Genomic DNA, 15,622 nt, shown 5'->3' on the forward strand with positions numbered 1-15,622 from the left:
GGCGGCCCCAAGGTACGTGGTGGTTTCAGTGCCGTCAAGAGACCGGCGGATTCAGTGAAGTGTGTCGTCGCGGCGTCAAAGACGGGTGCTCAGATTCTGCACTCCGCCGACTTCGACTCCCTCGCGGTCCCCGCGCCTCACGCCCGCACCGGCCCCGTGGACTCGTACCCGCAGTTCAGTAGACAACCAGCGGACAGCGCTAGGGCCCTCGGCGATCGGCTCATCGAGAGCGATCGTCAGAGCCACCTGACCCATTTTGCGCAGCGGCAAACGCACGGTGGTCAGCGCTGGCATCAGATCCCGGGACACGTCGATGTCGTTGAACCCGCCCACCGAATACTCACCGGGCACCGCCCTTCCCTGGTCCCGCAGCCAGGCCATCGCGCCCATCGCCATCTGATCGGCCGAGCCGACGAGCGCGGTGATCTCAGGGTGCGCGGCCAGTATTTCCCCTGTACCGCCGTAGGCGTCATCACGCGTTGGCGCACCGTGCCGTACGTGCAGCGTGCCGTCCGCTGCCTTGATCACCTGACGTAATCCCAGCAGTCGTTCCACGGTCGAACCGACGTTTCCTGGGCCTGCGAGCACTCCCACGTGCCGGTGCCCGAGGCCCACCAGGTGCTCGGCAAGATCGACCGCGCCCGCGGCGTTGTCCACTCGCACGTTGTCCACGTCAGCGATCGGGGTCCCAACCGAGACCACCCTGCCGCCGCTTGCCATGAAGGACTTGGTGCGGGCGGCCACCCGAGCCTGGTAATCGGCGTCATCCAACCCCGACCCGGCCAGGATCACCACCGCGGCCCGATGGGCCTGCAACATCTTGAAATAAGCCAACTCCTGGTCCACGTCCCGCTCGGTCTGACAGATGGCCACCAGCAGTTGCCGGCGGGCGGCCACTTCGTGAATGCCGTTGATCATCTCCGAGAAGTACGGATCACCCACATCGCCTGCGAGCACTCCGATCATCCCGGTGTTGCCTCGCAGCAGGCCCTGCGCCTGGGCGTTGGGCACGTAGTCGAGTTCAGCGGCCGCCTGCTCCACCCGGCGTCGCAGTTCCGGGAGTACAGGATAATCACTTCCGGAAAGGACCCGGGAGGCCGTCGGCACCGAGACACCGGCCCGGTGGGCAACGGCCTTGAGATCGACGGCCATGATCGAAGACTACTGGGCCAGCCCCGGCTCCACGGAGTCACCCCGCAGGCATCCTTGACCGCTCAATAGCGTTTACCGTACCCTTGAGAAAGGCTTTTCTCACTATCTCCGCGCCCGTCGACGTGGATCACTCCCAGGAGGACCCGCATGCCCATTCCCGGCTCCACCGCCCCGGCCCACCCAACGAACGAGGCCGAGTTGGAGGACTATCTGTCCACCCCGCTGCCCGGGGTGGGCGAGGCGCTGCAGGCCACCGGGGGTGATGTTGTGTTGTTGGGTGCCGGTGGCAAGATCGGTCCGACGATGGCGATGATGGCCCGGCGGGCGCTGGATGAGGTGGGCTCGGATGCCCGGGTGGTCGCGGTGTCGCGGTTTTCCGATCCCGAGGTGCGTCAGCGGTTGAGGGAGGCCGGTGTCGTGGTGCAGTCCGCGGATTTGTCCGAGCCGGGGAACTACGCGGATCTGCCCGATGCCGCGGCGATGGTTTATCTGGCGGCGATGAAGTTCGGCACCACCGGGGCTGAGCATCAGACGTGGTGGTCCAACGCGGCGATGCCCGCCTTGGTGGCCGACCGCTACCGGGGGGTGCCCTCGGTGGTCTACTCCACCGGGAACGTCTACCCGCTGCGTCCGTTGTCTGCTGGTGGGTCCACCGAGGACGACGCTCCCGAACCGGTGGGTGAGTACGCCCAGTCCTGCCTGGCTCGTGAGCGCATCTTCTCCCACGCCGCGCACACCTGGGACACCCCGGTGACTATCTTCCGGCTCAACTATGCCTGCGAGTTGCGCTACGGCGTCATCGCCGACCTGGCCACCCAGATCGCCGCTGGTGAGCCCATCGACGTCACGATGCCGGCGGTGAACGTGGTCTGGCAACAAGATGCCACCGCCTGGGCGCTGCGTTCGGTGGAACTGGCCGGCACTCCCCCGCACATCCTCAACGCCACCGGCCCCGAGACCGTCTCGGTGCGCCGCCTGGCTACCTGGCTGGCCGCCGCGATGGGCACCGAGGTCGAGTTCGTCGGAACCGAGTCCACCGATGCCCTGCTCTCCGACGCCAGTCACTGCCACGATCTGTACGGCTACCCCACGGTCCCGATGCGCCGCGTGGTGGAGATGGTGGCCCGATGGGTGACCGAGGGCGGGCGGCAACTGGGCAAAGCCACCAAGTTCCAGCAGCGGGAAGGCAAATTCTGATGAGTGCTGACCTGGCCGCACGACTGGGCTCCGGGGTGGTCATCCCGGCCCACCCATTGGCCCTGGACGCCGACGGCAGCCTCGACCTGACCGCCCAGCGCGCCCTGACCAGGTACTACCTCGATGCCGGCGCCCACGGCCTGGCCGTGGCGGTACACACCACCCAGTTCGAACTACACCACGACCCCGCCATGCTCACCGACGTGTGGGAACTGGCCGCCGAGACCGCCGCCGAGCACGGCAGCGAGCCGATCATGGTCGCCGGACTGACCGGAGATACCCACCAGGCGGTCACCGAAGCCGAACTGGCCACCGAAGCCGGCTACCACGCGGCCCTGCTCAGCCCCTGGGGCATGTCGGACACCAGTGAAAGAACCCTGCTGGAACGAGCCGCCGCCGTCGCTGAGGTGATGCCAGTAATCGGGTTCTACCTCCAACCCGCAGTGGGCGGGACCCTGCTGAGCCGGGAATACTGGCGCGCCCTGTTCGACATCGAAACGGTCGTGGGAGTCAAAGCCGCCCCGTTCAACCGGTACTGCACCGGCGATGTTGCCCAGACCCTCCTGGAACATGACCGCTGGGACCAGATAGCGCTGTTGACCGGCAACGACGACGCGATCGTGCATGACCTGATCACCCCCTACCAGCGCACCATCAATGGACAACAACGCCAAATCCGCGCCACCGGCGGCCTACTCGGCCAATGGGCCGTGGGAACCCGCGCCGCAGCCCACCAGGTCGCCAAAGCCAACCAGGCCGTCACCGCCGGCCAGGTGCCGCTGGAACTGCTCGCTGAAGCATCAGACATGGTGGAAAATCAACCACGCCGTCTTCGACGTCGACCACAACTTCGCCGGATGCGTCCCCGGCGTCAACGAAGTACTACACCAACAAGGCCTGATCCCCACCGCCACCACCCTGGGCACCGACACACTCTCCCCCGGGCAGACCGAACTGATCACCCAAGTCCGACAACGCTACCCGGACCTGCTCGATGAGGACTTCATCGCCGACAACCGGGACGCATGGTTGAACTGAGCCCGTCGCTCACCGCCCCACGCGCACCCGCCCCACCGGCGCCAGCCCCATCGGCCAAGTGCTCGCCCTGCAGCGGTGCCCTGACCGAACTATCGACCCCATGCCTAGGTGTTCTTGGGTGTGACCTGCGATGGAGTCTGATCGATCATGGCAAGACCACCAGCGATCCCGGTGGAGGAGAAGACGAGGATCGTGCTCTCGATTCTCTCTGGTGAGGTGACGGTCGCCAAGGCGGCCCGGCAGGCGAAGGTCTCCGAGCAGGCGGGTGGGGAACGGGAAACGAGCGTTCCTTGAGGCTGGCCGGACAGACCTGACCGCGGGCAAGTCCGGGCCCTCGACGCGTGAGGCTCAACTCGAGCCGAGGTGCAGGACCTGACCCAGGCGTTGGGTGAGGCGCACTTGGAAGCCCGGGTGTGGAAGAAGAGCGCGGAGGGCCGGTTGTGCCCTTCGAGGACCTCGAATGTGAAGAGTGGGTCCAGATTCGTGACCGCAGGTGTGCGCCTAACCTCACACCGGGGGCGCCATGACGGTCCCCCGCCTCCCGCCTCGTGGATCTCGCGCTGCGGCTGTTCGGCGACGGGGGAGGTCTCGCTCACACACCGGATGGCCCCTGAGCGCATCGAGATCGAAGACCGTGTCATCATCACCGCCCATTCAAAGGCGGGGCTCTCATGACGTTCATAGCCACCAGAGCAGCATGAGGTGACAATTTGACTGTCCGAATCGATCATGCTACGCTCTTGCAACCGGTTGCACTCGACAGCGGTAATATCGCTGTCCAACACAAGGGAGTAGTTAATGGGTGCGAAAGACGCAAGAGATGGTCAGCGACCTTCAGTCGGATCGGACGATCACAGAGAAGTCGGCGGTGCGCCTCCTACGCGGATAGGGGTATCCCGGCGGGCACTGCTGTTCGGCGGCATGAGCGCTGTCGTGGTTGCCGGATTAACCACTCCGGAAACGGCAGCCGCCGCTCCTCACGCTGGCGGTGGAATCCGAACCGCCAGAGGTAGCACAGTCGGAACTTCAGCACTTGACTTCACGACGCGCGAGGCGTTCGAGGCCGTCTACGACCATCTCGACGGAGGTCCGTCGCTGGACACCGATAATCTGGCAGGGGTCTTAGGCTGGCAGGTGCAGTACATCCTGCTTGCGTACTTGCAGATGTACATCGCCCATCGCGATGTCAGTTACCTCGACCGATTCATCGAACGGGCCGACGCAGCGCTTGCCCAACGAGATCACATCCAGGGGGTTGAGGACTACCGTGGTCTGTCTGCTGCCTGGCTGGTCCAGAGATCAGTACGCTGAATACCCGGGCTCTATGCACCTGCCGGTAGAGACGGGAAATATTGTGCGCCCAATCGCCTGGTTCGCCAGGATCGTGTCTTCGACGCCGCAACTCCTCCGGGTCCCCAGGTTCGCCGATCGAGTGGGGCCGTACACACAAGCCTCCATCGACGCGGTAGCGATCCATGATGAGCACTGGGAGGACCACGGAGACGGGACCGGAATCTACTTCTTGCCCAAGGGATCACCGCACGTCGTCGATGGGATCCAGGCCGCATTCAACATGAACCACACCATGGGCATGGCAATGATGCACCTGCACGCGCTCACCGGTGATCCTCGCTACCTCGAGAAGGTCCGCATGATGATCCGGCTGTTCGAATCAGACCGTAGCCCGGGAGCGCACGGCGCGTTCTTCTGGAACTACCAGTGGACGGGCTCTTGGGGATTCAACGGCTGGACGATGGATGACGAGGTCTCGACGAACACTCCAGAATATCCGGGCAATCCCGCGCCGGAGGACTTCAGCCATGGTGCGCTCTCGATGGAGTTTATCGCCCAGGTTTGGCACGAAGGGCTCGGATCCCACGTTCGCGACCTGCGGGCGTACGCTCGGGCATTTGACCACACGGTGGTGGAAACCGAGTACGGCTTGGACGTCACTCGCTTCATCGACGGAACCGGCGGTATCCGCGACGGACGAGACGCTACACATGCGGGTACCTGGGCCGTCCTTGCTCGGCACAACCGCAATATCGTTACAGTTTCGCAGGAACTCTACGCTTACTACGCATTCGAGTTCGGGGTCTCCAGGACGACCACTATGCTTGCCGCGATCTCGGAGTTGAACCGGTTCCGGGCAGATGAGCGCCCTGGGCCACACGGGCCATTTCCGCCGAGAAACTGAGCAGGTCGTCGCTTCGCGCCACTGCTGGAACCTTCTGGGTCCCAGTGGCAGCGCGTTAGCCACTTCGGAGCAAGTGCGTGCAGAACAGCCCCTTGATCACCAACTTTAGCCATGCTAGATTGGCTTTGCAATCGGTTGCACTGTCGCGACTTGCCCTAGCCGAGGGCTGATGCAGGAAGGAATGAACCGTGCAACGTAGTACGGCAGGAGTGCCCACGAGCGATGTCGATGCTCATTGGGGCATGATGAGCACCCGCCAAAGGCTTGCACGCCTCCTCCTCGTCCGGTCCAGCATGGGCACGCACGGAGGTCCCAGTGATGCGACCATCGCAGCACTCCAAGCAGGCGTGGGAGCATTCCACGGACCTCCGCTGCGTGCCTCCGCTAGTTCTGAAGCGGTGCGTGCCAGCCGTCGGTTCAACAACCACTTGCACGAACAAGCGCGGGAGGCGACCGGCGTAGAGGTGCTGATCGGCGCGAACGCCGAGACCGGGCTGGCCTACACCACCGGTGCGGGCGGAACAGACGTTCCCTACCCTGCCGCTCTGGGCCAGTTGGACCCGGTCATGTCCCGCTCAGCAGGGCGAGCGGTGGGTTTAGATCTGAGGGCCTGCGGCTACAACTGGTGCTTCCAGCCTGTGGCGGACGTACGAGCCACACCCCGGGACCCGGTCATCGGCGTGCGGGCATTCGGAACTGACCCCAGCACCGTGGCCGCGCACATGCGTGAGTACGGCCTCGGTCTCCAAGAAGCGGGCATCCTCGCCACTGTCAAGCACCTGCCTGGACACGGTGACGCCGACGTGGACTCGCACCTAGGACTTCCGGTGGTGCTACGCAGCGAAAGTGAGTGGAGCCGACACCTGCTTCCGTTCGCCGAAGCGGTGCGCGCGGGTCTGGGTGCGATGATGACCGCCCATCTGCGATTCGGCGACGAATCCAACGGAACTGTTTCGACATTCGACCCACGGATCTGCACCGAGTTGCTGCGCAACGATCTGGGATTCACTGGACTCCTCGTCTCCGACTCGCTACGGATGGCAGCGGTTTCCAAGCAGCACTCACCGGCAGAGGCTGCACTACTTGCCATTAATGCAGGGTGCGACGTCGCCAACGTCAAATGCCCGCCAGAGTTGGTGCCATCAGTCCTGGACGAGATGGAACACGGGCTACTCGATGGCACTGTGACAGAGGAACGGGTCCGGGAGGCATTCGGTCGGGTGCTGGCGGCGCCCCTGGACGTCGACTCGACGACACACGAAGTACTTACTGATGCCTTGCCACTATTGAGCGAGGAGTTGGCCGTCGGCACGGTCGGCGAACCGCGCCTCCCCGCCGGCACCGGTCCGATCACAGTGGTGATGGCCGAGTCATCGGGAGAAGCTCCAACGGCGTCTGCTCTCGGCTTTCGGCTATCGCGGATCGTCGGTCGCCCTGTACAGGTGCGGCATGAAACGAGCGCATTGACTGGGCCCACAGTCATAGTCAGTTACGGACAGGCAGGCCCTACTGCATGGGAAGCAGAAGCGATCGCTGGCATCGAACGATCCGGGATACCTGCGGTGGTCTTCCTCGCGGGGCCACCGGACACTTTGGACCACTACTGGGCAGACCTGCCTGCGGTGGCAGTGCCCGCACTCGACGTCTTCGGTATGCCATCTCTTTCGGGCTTTTCCGCCGCCTTCCAGGTGTTGCTTTCCGACACCTGATACGAACCATCGCATCGCTACTCCAGCAAGACCCAATGCACAACCCACCACGAGAGAACCGTCGCCAGCGTAACGACATCAGCAAGGAGCATTAAATGCACACAACAAAACGAACTCGCCCGCTCGGTTTGATCGCAGGAGCATCAGCCCTCGCTCTGGTATTGACAGCCTGCGGCCTCGGCGATCCGGGAGATTCAGCACCCGAGCCGCAGGACCTGGACGATGCCGAAATCGCCGGCACCATAACCTTCCAGACCATGCAACTCTCACCCACCTTCGATGACCTGATCAACGGGTATATCGAGGAGTTCGAGGACATGCACCCCGAGGTGACGGTGAACTGGGTTGACGTACCCACTGACGGCACAGCGCAGAAGATTAATGCCGATGCGGCTTCGGGGAACCTGGCTGACGTGCTCAACCTCGACAGCGGGCACCTGACCCCGCTTGCGCGAGAGGGCCGGGTACTAGACATGTCAGCGATGGTCCCAGAGGCGCAGGATGACTATCTGGAGTCCGCGTGGGAAGTCTTCGCTATCGGGGGGCCGGAGATTTCGGCTCTCCCCTGGTATCTGAACACGCCCGTATTGGTGGTCAACACGACAATCATGGAAGAAGCCGGACTCGATGAAATCCCGCGGACCTACTTTGACATGATGGACGCATCCGCCGTGATCGGGGAGGAGACCGAGTACGCCGGCTTCCAACTCGGGGCATCCATCTTCAAGAACGCTTTGCTCGCGACCGGGACTCCAATTGTGAATGACGACGCCACGGAGGCGGTGATCAACACCCCGGAAGCCCAGGACCTCGTGGAACGTTTGCACGCGCTCTACCTCAACGGCGGCATCCCTGCTGACAGCATTACCGCAGAGCCTAGAAGCGGGCTCGAGGTCCTGTCCGAGGGGCGGGTGGCCTTCGGCTCGGGTGGCCCGAACCAGTTGCGGATCGTCGATGAAAACGCACCTGACCTCCTGGCACAACTTGAGGTCCACCCGCCCATAGTGGACGAGAACGATGAGGCGTGGCTTGTGGCCCATGGACTGGCTGTCCCCACCACGTCAGAGAACCAGGCCACGGCCATCGAGTTTGCTCGCTTTGTCACCAACTCCGACAACCAACTCCTTCTTGCGAACGAGTCAGTGGTCTTTCCGAGCACACCGGACGCCCTGAATCAGCCGTTCTTCACCGAGGCGGAAGATGACCTCGTGGACCAGGGCCGGGCCATCGCCGCGCAAAACTTGCTCGACGAGCGAGTCGCCCCGCAGTCGGATGACGTGGACCGGGAGATCGAGGGAGAACTGTGGTCACAGATGCAGTTGGCACTCATGGGCGATGAAGAGATCTCCATTGCATTGGAGCGGACCGAGAGGCGATCACCTCGATCCTTCAAGGACGCGCTGAGTGACGACTGTCTCCAAGTCTGCTCCTGAACTCGCCCAGGAGTCGAGCGGCAAGACGGGGGTTAGGGTACGGCGACACCGGTGGTATGTGCCGCTGGCGTTCCTAGCCCCCGTGCTGATCATCCAGGGCACGTTCTTGTTCGCGCCGCTGATCAACACCTTCGTGCTGTCGTTTACGAATGTGCGCACCATCGGTGGGGGGCAGTTCATCGGTGTGGACAACTTTGTTCGCTTGGCGAGCGACCCGGCCTTCCACGCGGCGGTAGGGCGCAGCCTGCTTTATGTCGCCGTGGTTGTGCCGACGATTACTGCACTGGCGATTGGCCTCGCGCTGTTGCTGAACACCCTGATGCGTGGCACCACCCTGGTTCGTACTATCGTCTTCTCGCCGATGGTGATGCCGATGGCGATCGTGGCGATCCTGTTCGAATGGCTGCTGCGCTCGGACGGCATGATCAACCAAATGCTGATCGCCGTTAACGCCATCAACCAGCCGATCAGATTTCTCAGCGACCCATCGATCGCAATCTTCAGCCTGATGACTGTCACCCTGTGGAAGGGAGTGGCGTTATACACCCTAATTCTGCTCGCCGCGTTGCAGAACGCCTCGCAGGAACTCGAGGAAGCCGCTGAACTGGACGGAGCTGGCTGGCTGCGACGGACCGTGTCCGTCACTCTGCCCCAGATTCGGGGCACCACGCTCCTCATCGCGATTCTGGCGGCGATCTCCTCAATCCGGACATTCACCGAACCGTACGTAATGACCGGCGGCGGTCCCGGGCGGAGTACGGAGACCGTGGTGTTCTACTTGTTCCGTCAAGGTGTATCCCCAGGTACGGACGCGGGATACGCCTCTGCGATCAGCGTCTTCCTATTCGCTCTGGTCGTCGTCGTCTCCCTTCTCCGGTTTCTGGCTTCCCGAAGAGTGGCGGTGTGAGGTCATGGCAGTAGAAACAGCAGTCTCAACAGAAGAGCAGCCGACTCCCCCAATGCGTCGTCGCAAACGGGCACGGGGCGTGCCCTCTCCGGGCGAGCGGATCCTCCGGTGGGCCCTGATGATTATCGCGGTGCTCGCCGTGATCTCACCGATCGTATGGCAGATTTCCAACTCGCTGAAATCGATCGGGGAAACAGCGGTTGGCTTCCCCGGCAGCCTCATCCCCGAAAACCCCACGCTCACTAATTACATCACCGCATTGACGGCTATCCCGCTGCCACAGTACTTTCTCAACTCCGTCATCATCTCGGCGATGACCCTTGTGCTTACCGTGCTGCTCGCCACCCTCACCGGATACGCTCTGGCCCGGATACGTTTTCGCGGGCGGATGCTCTACATGACGGTGCTCCTGGCCACGACGGCGTTACCGTTCGAGGTCATCCTCGTCGCCACGCTGATGATCACGATGGAACTGGGCCTATTCAACACCTTCCTGGGCGTCGTACTGCCACAAGGCATTTCAATCATTGCCATCTTCGTGATGCGACAGGCCTTTGTGAACATTCCGAATGAACTCGAGGAAGCCGCCCGCGTGGACGGCGCTGGAGCATTTCGTACCTTCTGGAGCGTGATGCTCCCGGGTGTCACCGGCTCGCTTGCCGTTGTGATCGTGCTCGGATTCCTAGATTCGTGGGACCAATTCCTGTGGCCGCTGGTGGTACTCAGTGACACCACGATGTATCCGGTGACCGTCGGCGTACAGTTCCTCTCCGGTGCCTTCTCGGCAGATCAACGGGTGATCGCTGCCTCCTCGATCCTGGTGATGATCCCACCGCTTCTCGTGTTTTTCGTGATGCAGCGGCACGTCTTCAAGGGATTGGCCGGTGGCGCGCTGAAAGGTTGAAACCGTGATGGTCCGCCGTGCCAGGAGAATTGAGAGGACAACTATGGACGTTACATCCCAAGAGGTACGACCCAATATCCTGCTCATCACGACCGATCAGCACCGCGGGGATACCCTCGGCGTCGAAGGACATCCGGTGGTACAAACGCCCAATTTGGATTGGCTGGCACGATCTGGGACACGGTTCCGGCGCGCCTATTCGGAGACGCCAAGTTGCGTCCCGGCGCGGCGAACGCTGATGAGCGGACAAGAACCCGCAGCCCACGGCATGGTTGGCATGACTTCGGTGGACTGGCACCCGGCCTACACGCTGCCCGGAGAACTCTCCCGGACGGGTTACCAGACCCGCCTGATCGGGAAGCTCCACCTTGAACCCAAGCGCAAACGCTACGGCTTCGACCACTTAGAACTCGCCGATACCCAGTACGAGTACGCCCCGGACGAACCGGACTTCTCCAACGACTACGTCGATTGGCTGCGAACCCAGGCCGACGGCTCCAGCATCGGCCCGGCCGTGGCGCATGGGGTCAACGCCAACAGTTGGGTCAGTAGACCCAGTCACCTGCCGGAGCATCAAACGCACACCTTCTGGTGCGCCAGCCGAGCAATCGAGTTCCTCGCGAAGCGATCCTTCCGCTCCTTTTTTCCTCAACCTTTCCTTCCTCGATCCACATCCACCCCTGACCCCACCGACCCTCTACTACGAGCGGTACATGAGCCAGGAACTACCCGGGCCCGTCGTCGGCGATTGGGCTGACGAAGTCGACCCCGCCCAGGGCGCCGACGTGATGGGATGGCGGCTGAACTTGGACTCCCAAAGGATGAAGCAGGCCCGAGCCGGCTATTACGGGCTCATCAACCACGTCGACGACCAGGTCGGACGCGTCGTGGACTTTCTACGTCGTCACAAGTTGCTCGCCGACACAATGATCATCTTCACCTCTGACCACGGCGAGATGCTCGGCGACCACAACTTGTATCGCAAGACGTTTCCGTACGAAGCCTCCGCTCGCGTCCCCTTCTTCATCACCCCGCCAGCTTCGCTAGAGATCCCCAGCGACATTGTCAGCGAGTTGCCTGTGGGGCTGCAGGACGTTTTACCGACGGTCTTCGACGCACGCAGCAGGCACCAATCCCTGAAGCAGTCACCGGGCGCAGTTTGATGCCAATCGTACGGGGACAGGGGCCGGTCGAGTGGCGCTCGTATCTACACGGGGAACACTCCGGTCACTACGACTACGTCGACGGCGCCCACTTCCTTACCGATGGACAGTCCAAGTACATCTGGTTCAGCCAAACAGGTCGAGAGCAGTTCTTCGACATTTCCACTGATCCACATGAACTGCGTGACCTAACACTCGGTTCTGAGTGGGTGGACTTGGAGCCTTGGCGCGCAGAGTTGGCGTCTAGGTTGCAGGAAAGGCCTGGTGGCGTGGTTGAGAACGGACAACTAGTGCCCGCACGCCCGCATGACAAACTCCTTCCGCACCACATGGGCACAGCGTGATCGTCAAGGACGCTTAGCGATTCTGCCGCTCGGCGCCAACGGCTAACTCGGCCCAGGGACTTGGGCCCGGGGTCGCCAGTCTCAGCAACTGACGTCTTTGCCCTCGCTGCCGAACACTGCCATCCGCTCCTCCTGGGTCACCATATGGGCTGACCGAGCAATGAAGTGGAACTGCAGCGCACGACGGCGGGTGTCTGTTCTGTTCGGCGGCGTGCCGTGGTGTAACAGGCCATCGAAGATCATCAGGCCACCTGGCTTCAGCGGCACTGCGACGTCACGCCACGTTTGCACGTCGGTATCGCAGATCTGGAAGTCGCGGCGCCTAAAGTGGATGACCGGGCCCTCCCGGTGGCTCCCCGGAATGACGTGCATGCACCCATTCGCGATAGTCGCCTCATCAAGGGCGATCCATACACCGACAATCGGGGTTCCCGGCTTGACTGTGAAGAACGCGTTGTCCTGGTGCCACGGCTTCTCCCGGCCGCCACCCGGAGGCTTGAGCAGCGCCATATCCTGAAAGAGGACGATGTCATCTTCGCCGATGATCCGCCGGGCAACTTCGAGTAGTCGCTCGTCGTAGGCGATCTCCTTGAGCGCGGGTTCCAGGTCAACGAACGACATCATCAGTCGACGGACACCATCCATCCGTTCCGGGCCATCGAAGTCTTCCAAGCGGTCCGCTGCCCATTCCTCGAACTGGAGGTCAGCACTCCGTGGGTCCAAGGTAAGCGAAGCAAGGCCCTCCAGCGCAGCTCCGATCTGGCCATGATCGAACACGGCGTCCACGGCCAGGTAGCCCTCAGCGCGGTAGCGGTCAAGTTCGGGTCCCTGCACCTCGATGAGCGACGGGATCGCTTCTGCCAATTCGGTTCCGCTGTACAACTCATCGATCGTGGTCATAGAAACGACGGTACGTGCGTGATGTCCAATACCTCCATGCCCCGAACCGGTCAATGCCTGGACCGAGCAGGTAGTCACGTATCGGTGGCTCGGATCCGACTCGGTGGACAGCCATAACGTTCGCGGAACTGCCTGCTGAAGAGGAAGGGATCGTCGTATCCGAGGGCTCGCCCAACCTGTGCCACGGTCATCCTAGTCTCCCTCAGGAGTTCGAATCCCCGCTCCAGTCGCGCCTGGAGCACGAACACCCGGAAGTTGGTACCAACCTGTTGAGAGAAGAGTCGGGAGAAATAGTCCGGTGACAAGCCGACACTCTCAGCTACATGTGTCAGTTGCAGCCGGTACGAAGGGTCGTACCGCACCAGGTCCATCACTTGCTGAATCCGAGGGTCGACCGAGGTGAGCCGATACCCGCGAGTCCGGGCGTCCTGCCGGTAGACCTCCAGAAGTGCCTGGACGAACACGGAGGCACGTTCGACCTCGGCCAATGGATCCGGATCCCTGCTCAACCGCACCGTCCGGTGCAGCAGTTCGCTCAACCGGGCATGATTGGGCAGATCGATGACGCGGGATGGTTGCCACTCGTCAGCCATCCGAACCACCTGGTCCGATGCCGGCTCGACGAAATCGAAGTGGACAGCCACGACGCTCAGCCGATCGGCAGGATCCTGGCGGAACACCCCCTTGTCTCCGGGCCTGAAGGCGATCAGCGTTCCGGGGCTGATAGAGACCTCGTCACCTCCGACGCGTCCGCGACCCGTTCCTTCCAAGACCAGCCATAGATCATGGTCGTCCATGGTCGGGTGCCAGTCCCAACCGGGCTCACAACGAAACCATCCGCATTGCATGGTCGGGCGGGGCACGTGACTGTGGCTCAGCCGGGTGTTCAACTCGTCCCATGCACCCGGACGCCCATAGTCGATGCGTTCGGACAACATCCATACCAGCCTATGCCACCCGCAGCCTTCTATCCGCCACCGCCACCTCATTCGCGGCAGCAAGCCCACCGGCAGTCCACGCCGAGTGTCTTAGCCTGGATCCACCGATGTAGAAGCGGCGTTGGTGAGCGTGGGGGCATGAGAATGCCCCTCTGACCTGGGAAGATGCGACTTATCTAAGGTCCGTATCGCCAGCTCAAGAGGGGCATCTCGTAGATGCAACTGTCTCATACCCATTCCGTGACTTCCGCGAGGTTCGACGAGCCCAATCTCGTATCGTCAGCCGGCCTGGTCCCGCTGGTCGCGCTGGCTGACAGAGCCGGTCTACGCGAGTTGGGCGATGAGCACCTGAGCGTGCCGGGTGACAAGGGCGCCAACGCGGGCCTGAAGCTGTCCTCGCTGGTGGCGGGCATGGCCACCGGCGCCGACAGCATCGATGACATGGCCGTGCTTCGCCACGGCGCGATGGGCAAGATCTTCGACCGCCCCTACGCGCCCTCGACGTTGGGCTCGTTCCTGCGCACGTTCACCTTTGGTCATGTCCGCCAGGGCGACGCGGTGGCATCCCGGTTCCTCATCAACCTCGCCGCGGACAGCGCACTGCTCGGCGACCAGCAGGAGGGCAGCGACACCGTGATGGTCGATATCGACGACACCATCATCGAAGTCCACGGCTACGCCAAACAGGGCGCATCGTTCGGCTACTCCGGAGTCCGGGGCCTGAACGCGCTGCTGGCAACCGTCTCGGCCGGGGACTTCGCGCCGGTGATCGCCGCCCAGCGACTGCGAAAGGGCAGCGCTGGCTCGGCGCGTGGCGCGGCCCGGCTGGCCATCGACGCACTGGCCCTGGTGAGCCGCACCCAACTCGCCGGCCGTGACGTGTTGGTGCGCACCGACTCGGCGTTCTACTCCCACGCGATGGTCGCCTCGGTGCTCGGCACCGGGGCTCAGGTATCGATCACTGCGCGGATGGACCAGCCTGTCAAGCGAGCCATCGCAGCCATCGCCGACGACGCCTGGCAGCCGATCAAGTACACCGAGGCCATCTACGACCAAGACACCGACCGGTGGATCTCTCGGGCTGAAGTCGCCGAGATCCCCTTCACTGCGTTCTCCTCCCGCAAGAAGGCCGAGCAGATCCCCGGCCGGCTGGTGGTCCGTCGCATCCCCGAGCTCAACCCCAACAAGAGCGACGGCCAGGCGACACTGTTCGACCTCTGGCGCTTCCACGCCTTCTTCACCACCACCCCGTCCACCGAGCGCGACACCGTCGTTGCCGACCAGGTCCACCGCCGTCACGCGATCATCGAGAACGTCAACGCCGACCTCAAAGCCTCCGCGCTGGCCCACATGCCCTCGGGAGTGTTCAACGCCAACGCCGCCTGGCTCATCTGCGCCGTGATGGCCTTCAACCTCACCCGCGCCGCCGCCACCCTCACCCAGACGCCCTCACTGCTGCGAGCCACGACCCCCACGATCCGGCGCAAGCTCATCAACATCCCCGCCCGGGTCGCCAGCACCGCGCGACGACTACATCTGCACCTACCGCTCAACTGGCCATGGGCACAGGCCTGGGTCGCGCTCTACGACGCCGTGTTCCCCGCCCGAGCCCCGGCGCCTTGACCCCCTCTTCCTGCCCCTCCGACCGAAAGCCAAGTGGAAATGCCGGACAGACCGGCTACTGCCGCGCGCCTTCAACCGCCCACATCACGCCAGCGCCGATTCAGGACCCGGCGCCCA

Annotated in this window: 15 protein-coding genes; 12 read left to right on the forward strand and 3 right to left on the reverse strand. The window is 63.1% G+C overall.

The features are described from left to right. Window positions 1–75: 75 nt before the first annotated feature. Window positions 76–1,152: a LacI family DNA-binding transcriptional regulator gene (locus ACRRRO_RS01790; RefSeq protein WP_434080975.1), complete on the reverse strand. Its 1,077-nt coding sequence runs from the start codon at window positions 1,150–1,152 to the stop codon at window positions 76–78. 147 nt (window positions 1,153–1,299) lie between these two features. On the opposite strand from ACRRRO_RS01790, the gene ACRRRO_RS01795 reads away from it, so the two are divergent. The 11 genes from ACRRRO_RS01795 (at window position 1,300) to ACRRRO_RS01845 (ending at window position 11,700) form a co-directional block, all read left to right on the forward strand. Further along, entirely contained in the window at window positions 1,300–2,349 is a 1,050-nt protein-coding gene (locus ACRRRO_RS01795) for an NAD-dependent epimerase/dehydratase family protein (protein ID WP_424798238.1), read from the forward strand. Next, window positions 2,349–3,347 carry a dihydrodipicolinate synthase family protein gene (locus ACRRRO_RS01800; protein WP_434080976.1) on the forward strand — a complete coding sequence of 333 codons (999 nt, stop codon included), beginning with the start codon at window positions 2,349–2,351 and terminating at the stop codon, window positions 3,345–3,347. Before ACRRRO_RS01795 ends, ACRRRO_RS01800 begins: the two co-directional genes overlap by 1 nt. A gap of 187 nt (window positions 3,348–3,534) precedes the next feature. Then, complete coding sequence (locus ACRRRO_RS01805) at window positions 3,535–3,681, forward strand: hypothetical protein (RefSeq protein ID WP_424798236.1); 147 nt, start codon at window positions 3,535–3,537, stop codon at window positions 3,679–3,681. Window positions 3,682–4,308: 627 nt separating this feature from the next. Beyond that, on the forward strand, window positions 4,309–4,698 hold the full coding sequence (locus ACRRRO_RS01810) for a hypothetical protein (protein WP_434080977.1): 390 nt from the start codon (window positions 4,309–4,311) through the stop codon (window positions 4,696–4,698). A 13-nt stretch (window positions 4,699–4,711) separates the two neighbouring features. Further along, window positions 4,712–5,584, forward strand: a complete 873-nt coding sequence (locus ACRRRO_RS01815; protein WP_434080978.1) for a hypothetical protein — start codon at window positions 4,712–4,714, stop codon at window positions 5,582–5,584. Between the two features lie 293 nt (window positions 5,585–5,877). Beyond that, a complete protein-coding gene (locus ACRRRO_RS01820) occupies window positions 5,878–7,293 on the forward strand; it encodes a glycoside hydrolase family 3 protein (protein ID WP_434081538.1) in 1,416 nt (471 codons plus the stop codon). 95 nt (window positions 7,294–7,388) lie between these two features. Further along, entirely contained in the window at window positions 7,389–8,726 is a 1,338-nt protein-coding gene (locus ACRRRO_RS01825; RefSeq protein ID WP_434080979.1) for an ABC transporter substrate-binding protein, read from the forward strand. After that, entirely contained in the window at window positions 8,698–9,633 is a 936-nt protein-coding gene (locus ACRRRO_RS01830) for a carbohydrate ABC transporter permease (RefSeq protein WP_424798233.1), read from the forward strand. Before ACRRRO_RS01825 ends, ACRRRO_RS01830 begins: the two co-directional genes overlap by 29 nt. A gap of 118 nt (window positions 9,634–9,751) precedes the next feature. Next, the gene (locus ACRRRO_RS01835; protein ID WP_424798232.1) at window positions 9,752–10,537 is read left to right on the forward strand and encodes a carbohydrate ABC transporter permease; all 786 of its coding nucleotides are present in this window, start codon (window positions 9,752–9,754) and stop codon (window positions 10,535–10,537) included. A gap of 43 nt (window positions 10,538–10,580) precedes the next feature. Continuing rightward, window positions 10,581–11,294: a sulfatase-like hydrolase/transferase gene (locus ACRRRO_RS01840; RefSeq protein WP_434080980.1), complete on the forward strand. Its 714-nt coding sequence runs from the start codon at window positions 10,581–10,583 to the stop codon at window positions 11,292–11,294. Further along, complete coding sequence (locus ACRRRO_RS01845) at window positions 11,218–11,700, forward strand: sulfatase-like hydrolase/transferase (protein ID WP_434081539.1); 483 nt, start codon at window positions 11,218–11,220, stop codon at window positions 11,698–11,700. Before ACRRRO_RS01840 ends, ACRRRO_RS01845 begins: the two co-directional genes overlap by 77 nt. A gap of 425 nt (window positions 11,701–12,125) precedes the next feature. On the opposite strand, the gene ACRRRO_RS01850 is transcribed toward ACRRRO_RS01845, so the two are convergent. Together ACRRRO_RS01850 and ACRRRO_RS01855 are read right to left on the reverse strand one after the other, a co-directional pair. Continuing rightward, entirely contained in the window at window positions 12,126–12,944 is an 819-nt protein-coding gene (locus tag ACRRRO_RS01850) for a phytanoyl-CoA dioxygenase family protein (protein WP_434080981.1), read from the reverse strand. Between the two features lie 74 nt (window positions 12,945–13,018). Next, entirely contained in the window at window positions 13,019–13,537 is a 519-nt protein-coding gene (locus ACRRRO_RS01855; RefSeq protein ID WP_424798229.1) for a helix-turn-helix transcriptional regulator, read from the reverse strand. 561 nt (window positions 13,538–14,098) lie between these two features. Here ACRRRO_RS01855 and ACRRRO_RS01860 point away from each other — a divergent pair. Further along, on the forward strand, window positions 14,099–15,505 hold the full coding sequence (locus ACRRRO_RS01860) for an IS1380 family transposase (RefSeq protein WP_424798336.1): 1,407 nt from the start codon (window positions 14,099–14,101) through the stop codon (window positions 15,503–15,505). Window positions 15,506–15,622: the final 117 nt, after the last annotated feature.

It is taken from the genome of Sanguibacter sp. Z1732 (assembly GCF_051020515.1).
In the GTDB taxonomy this organism is placed as follows: Bacteria; Actinomycetota; Actinomycetes; order Actinomycetales; family Beutenbergiaceae; genus CALKWS01.

Bases quoted from the DNA above. Each gene is read 5' to 3' on its own strand.
- ACRRRO_RS01790 (WP_434080975.1), bottom strand. From the start codon at position 1,152: ATGGCCGTCGATCTCAAGGCCGTTGCCCACCGGGCCGGTGTCTCGGTG.
- ACRRRO_RS01840 (WP_434080980.1), top strand. From the start codon at position 10,581: ATGGACGTTACATCCCAAGAGGTACGACCCAATATCCTGCTCATCACG.
- ACRRRO_RS01850 (WP_434080981.1), bottom strand. From the start codon at position 12,944: ATGACCACGATCGATGAGTTGTACAGCGGAACCGAATTGGCAGAAGCG.
- ACRRRO_RS01825 (WP_434080979.1), top strand. From the start codon at position 7,389: ATGCACACAACAAAACGAACTCGCCCGCTCGGTTTGATCGCAGGAGCA.
- ACRRRO_RS01820 (WP_434081538.1), top strand. From the start codon at position 5,878: ATGGGCACGCACGGAGGTCCCAGTGATGCGACCATCGCAGCACTCCAA.
- ACRRRO_RS01860 (WP_424798336.1), top strand. From the start codon at position 14,099: ATGCAACTGTCTCATACCCATTCCGTGACTTCCGCGAGGTTCGACGAG.
- ACRRRO_RS01835 (WP_424798232.1), top strand. From the start codon at position 9,752: ATGATTATCGCGGTGCTCGCCGTGATCTCACCGATCGTATGGCAGATT.
- ACRRRO_RS01815 (WP_434080978.1), top strand. From the start codon at position 4,712: ATGCACCTGCCGGTAGAGACGGGAAATATTGTGCGCCCAATCGCCTGG.
- ACRRRO_RS01795 (WP_424798238.1), top strand. From the start codon at position 1,300: ATGCCCATTCCCGGCTCCACCGCCCCGGCCCACCCAACGAACGAGGCC.
- ACRRRO_RS01855 (WP_424798229.1), bottom strand. From the start codon at position 13,537: ATGGCTGACGAGTGGCAACCATCCCGCGTCATCGATCTGCCCAATCAT.
- ACRRRO_RS01805 (WP_424798236.1), top strand. From the start codon at position 3,535: ATGGCAAGACCACCAGCGATCCCGGTGGAGGAGAAGACGAGGATCGTG.
- ACRRRO_RS01800 (WP_434080976.1), top strand. From the start codon at position 2,349: ATGAGTGCTGACCTGGCCGCACGACTGGGCTCCGGGGTGGTCATCCCG.
- ACRRRO_RS01810 (WP_434080977.1), top strand. From the start codon at position 4,309: ATGAGCGCTGTCGTGGTTGCCGGATTAACCACTCCGGAAACGGCAGCC.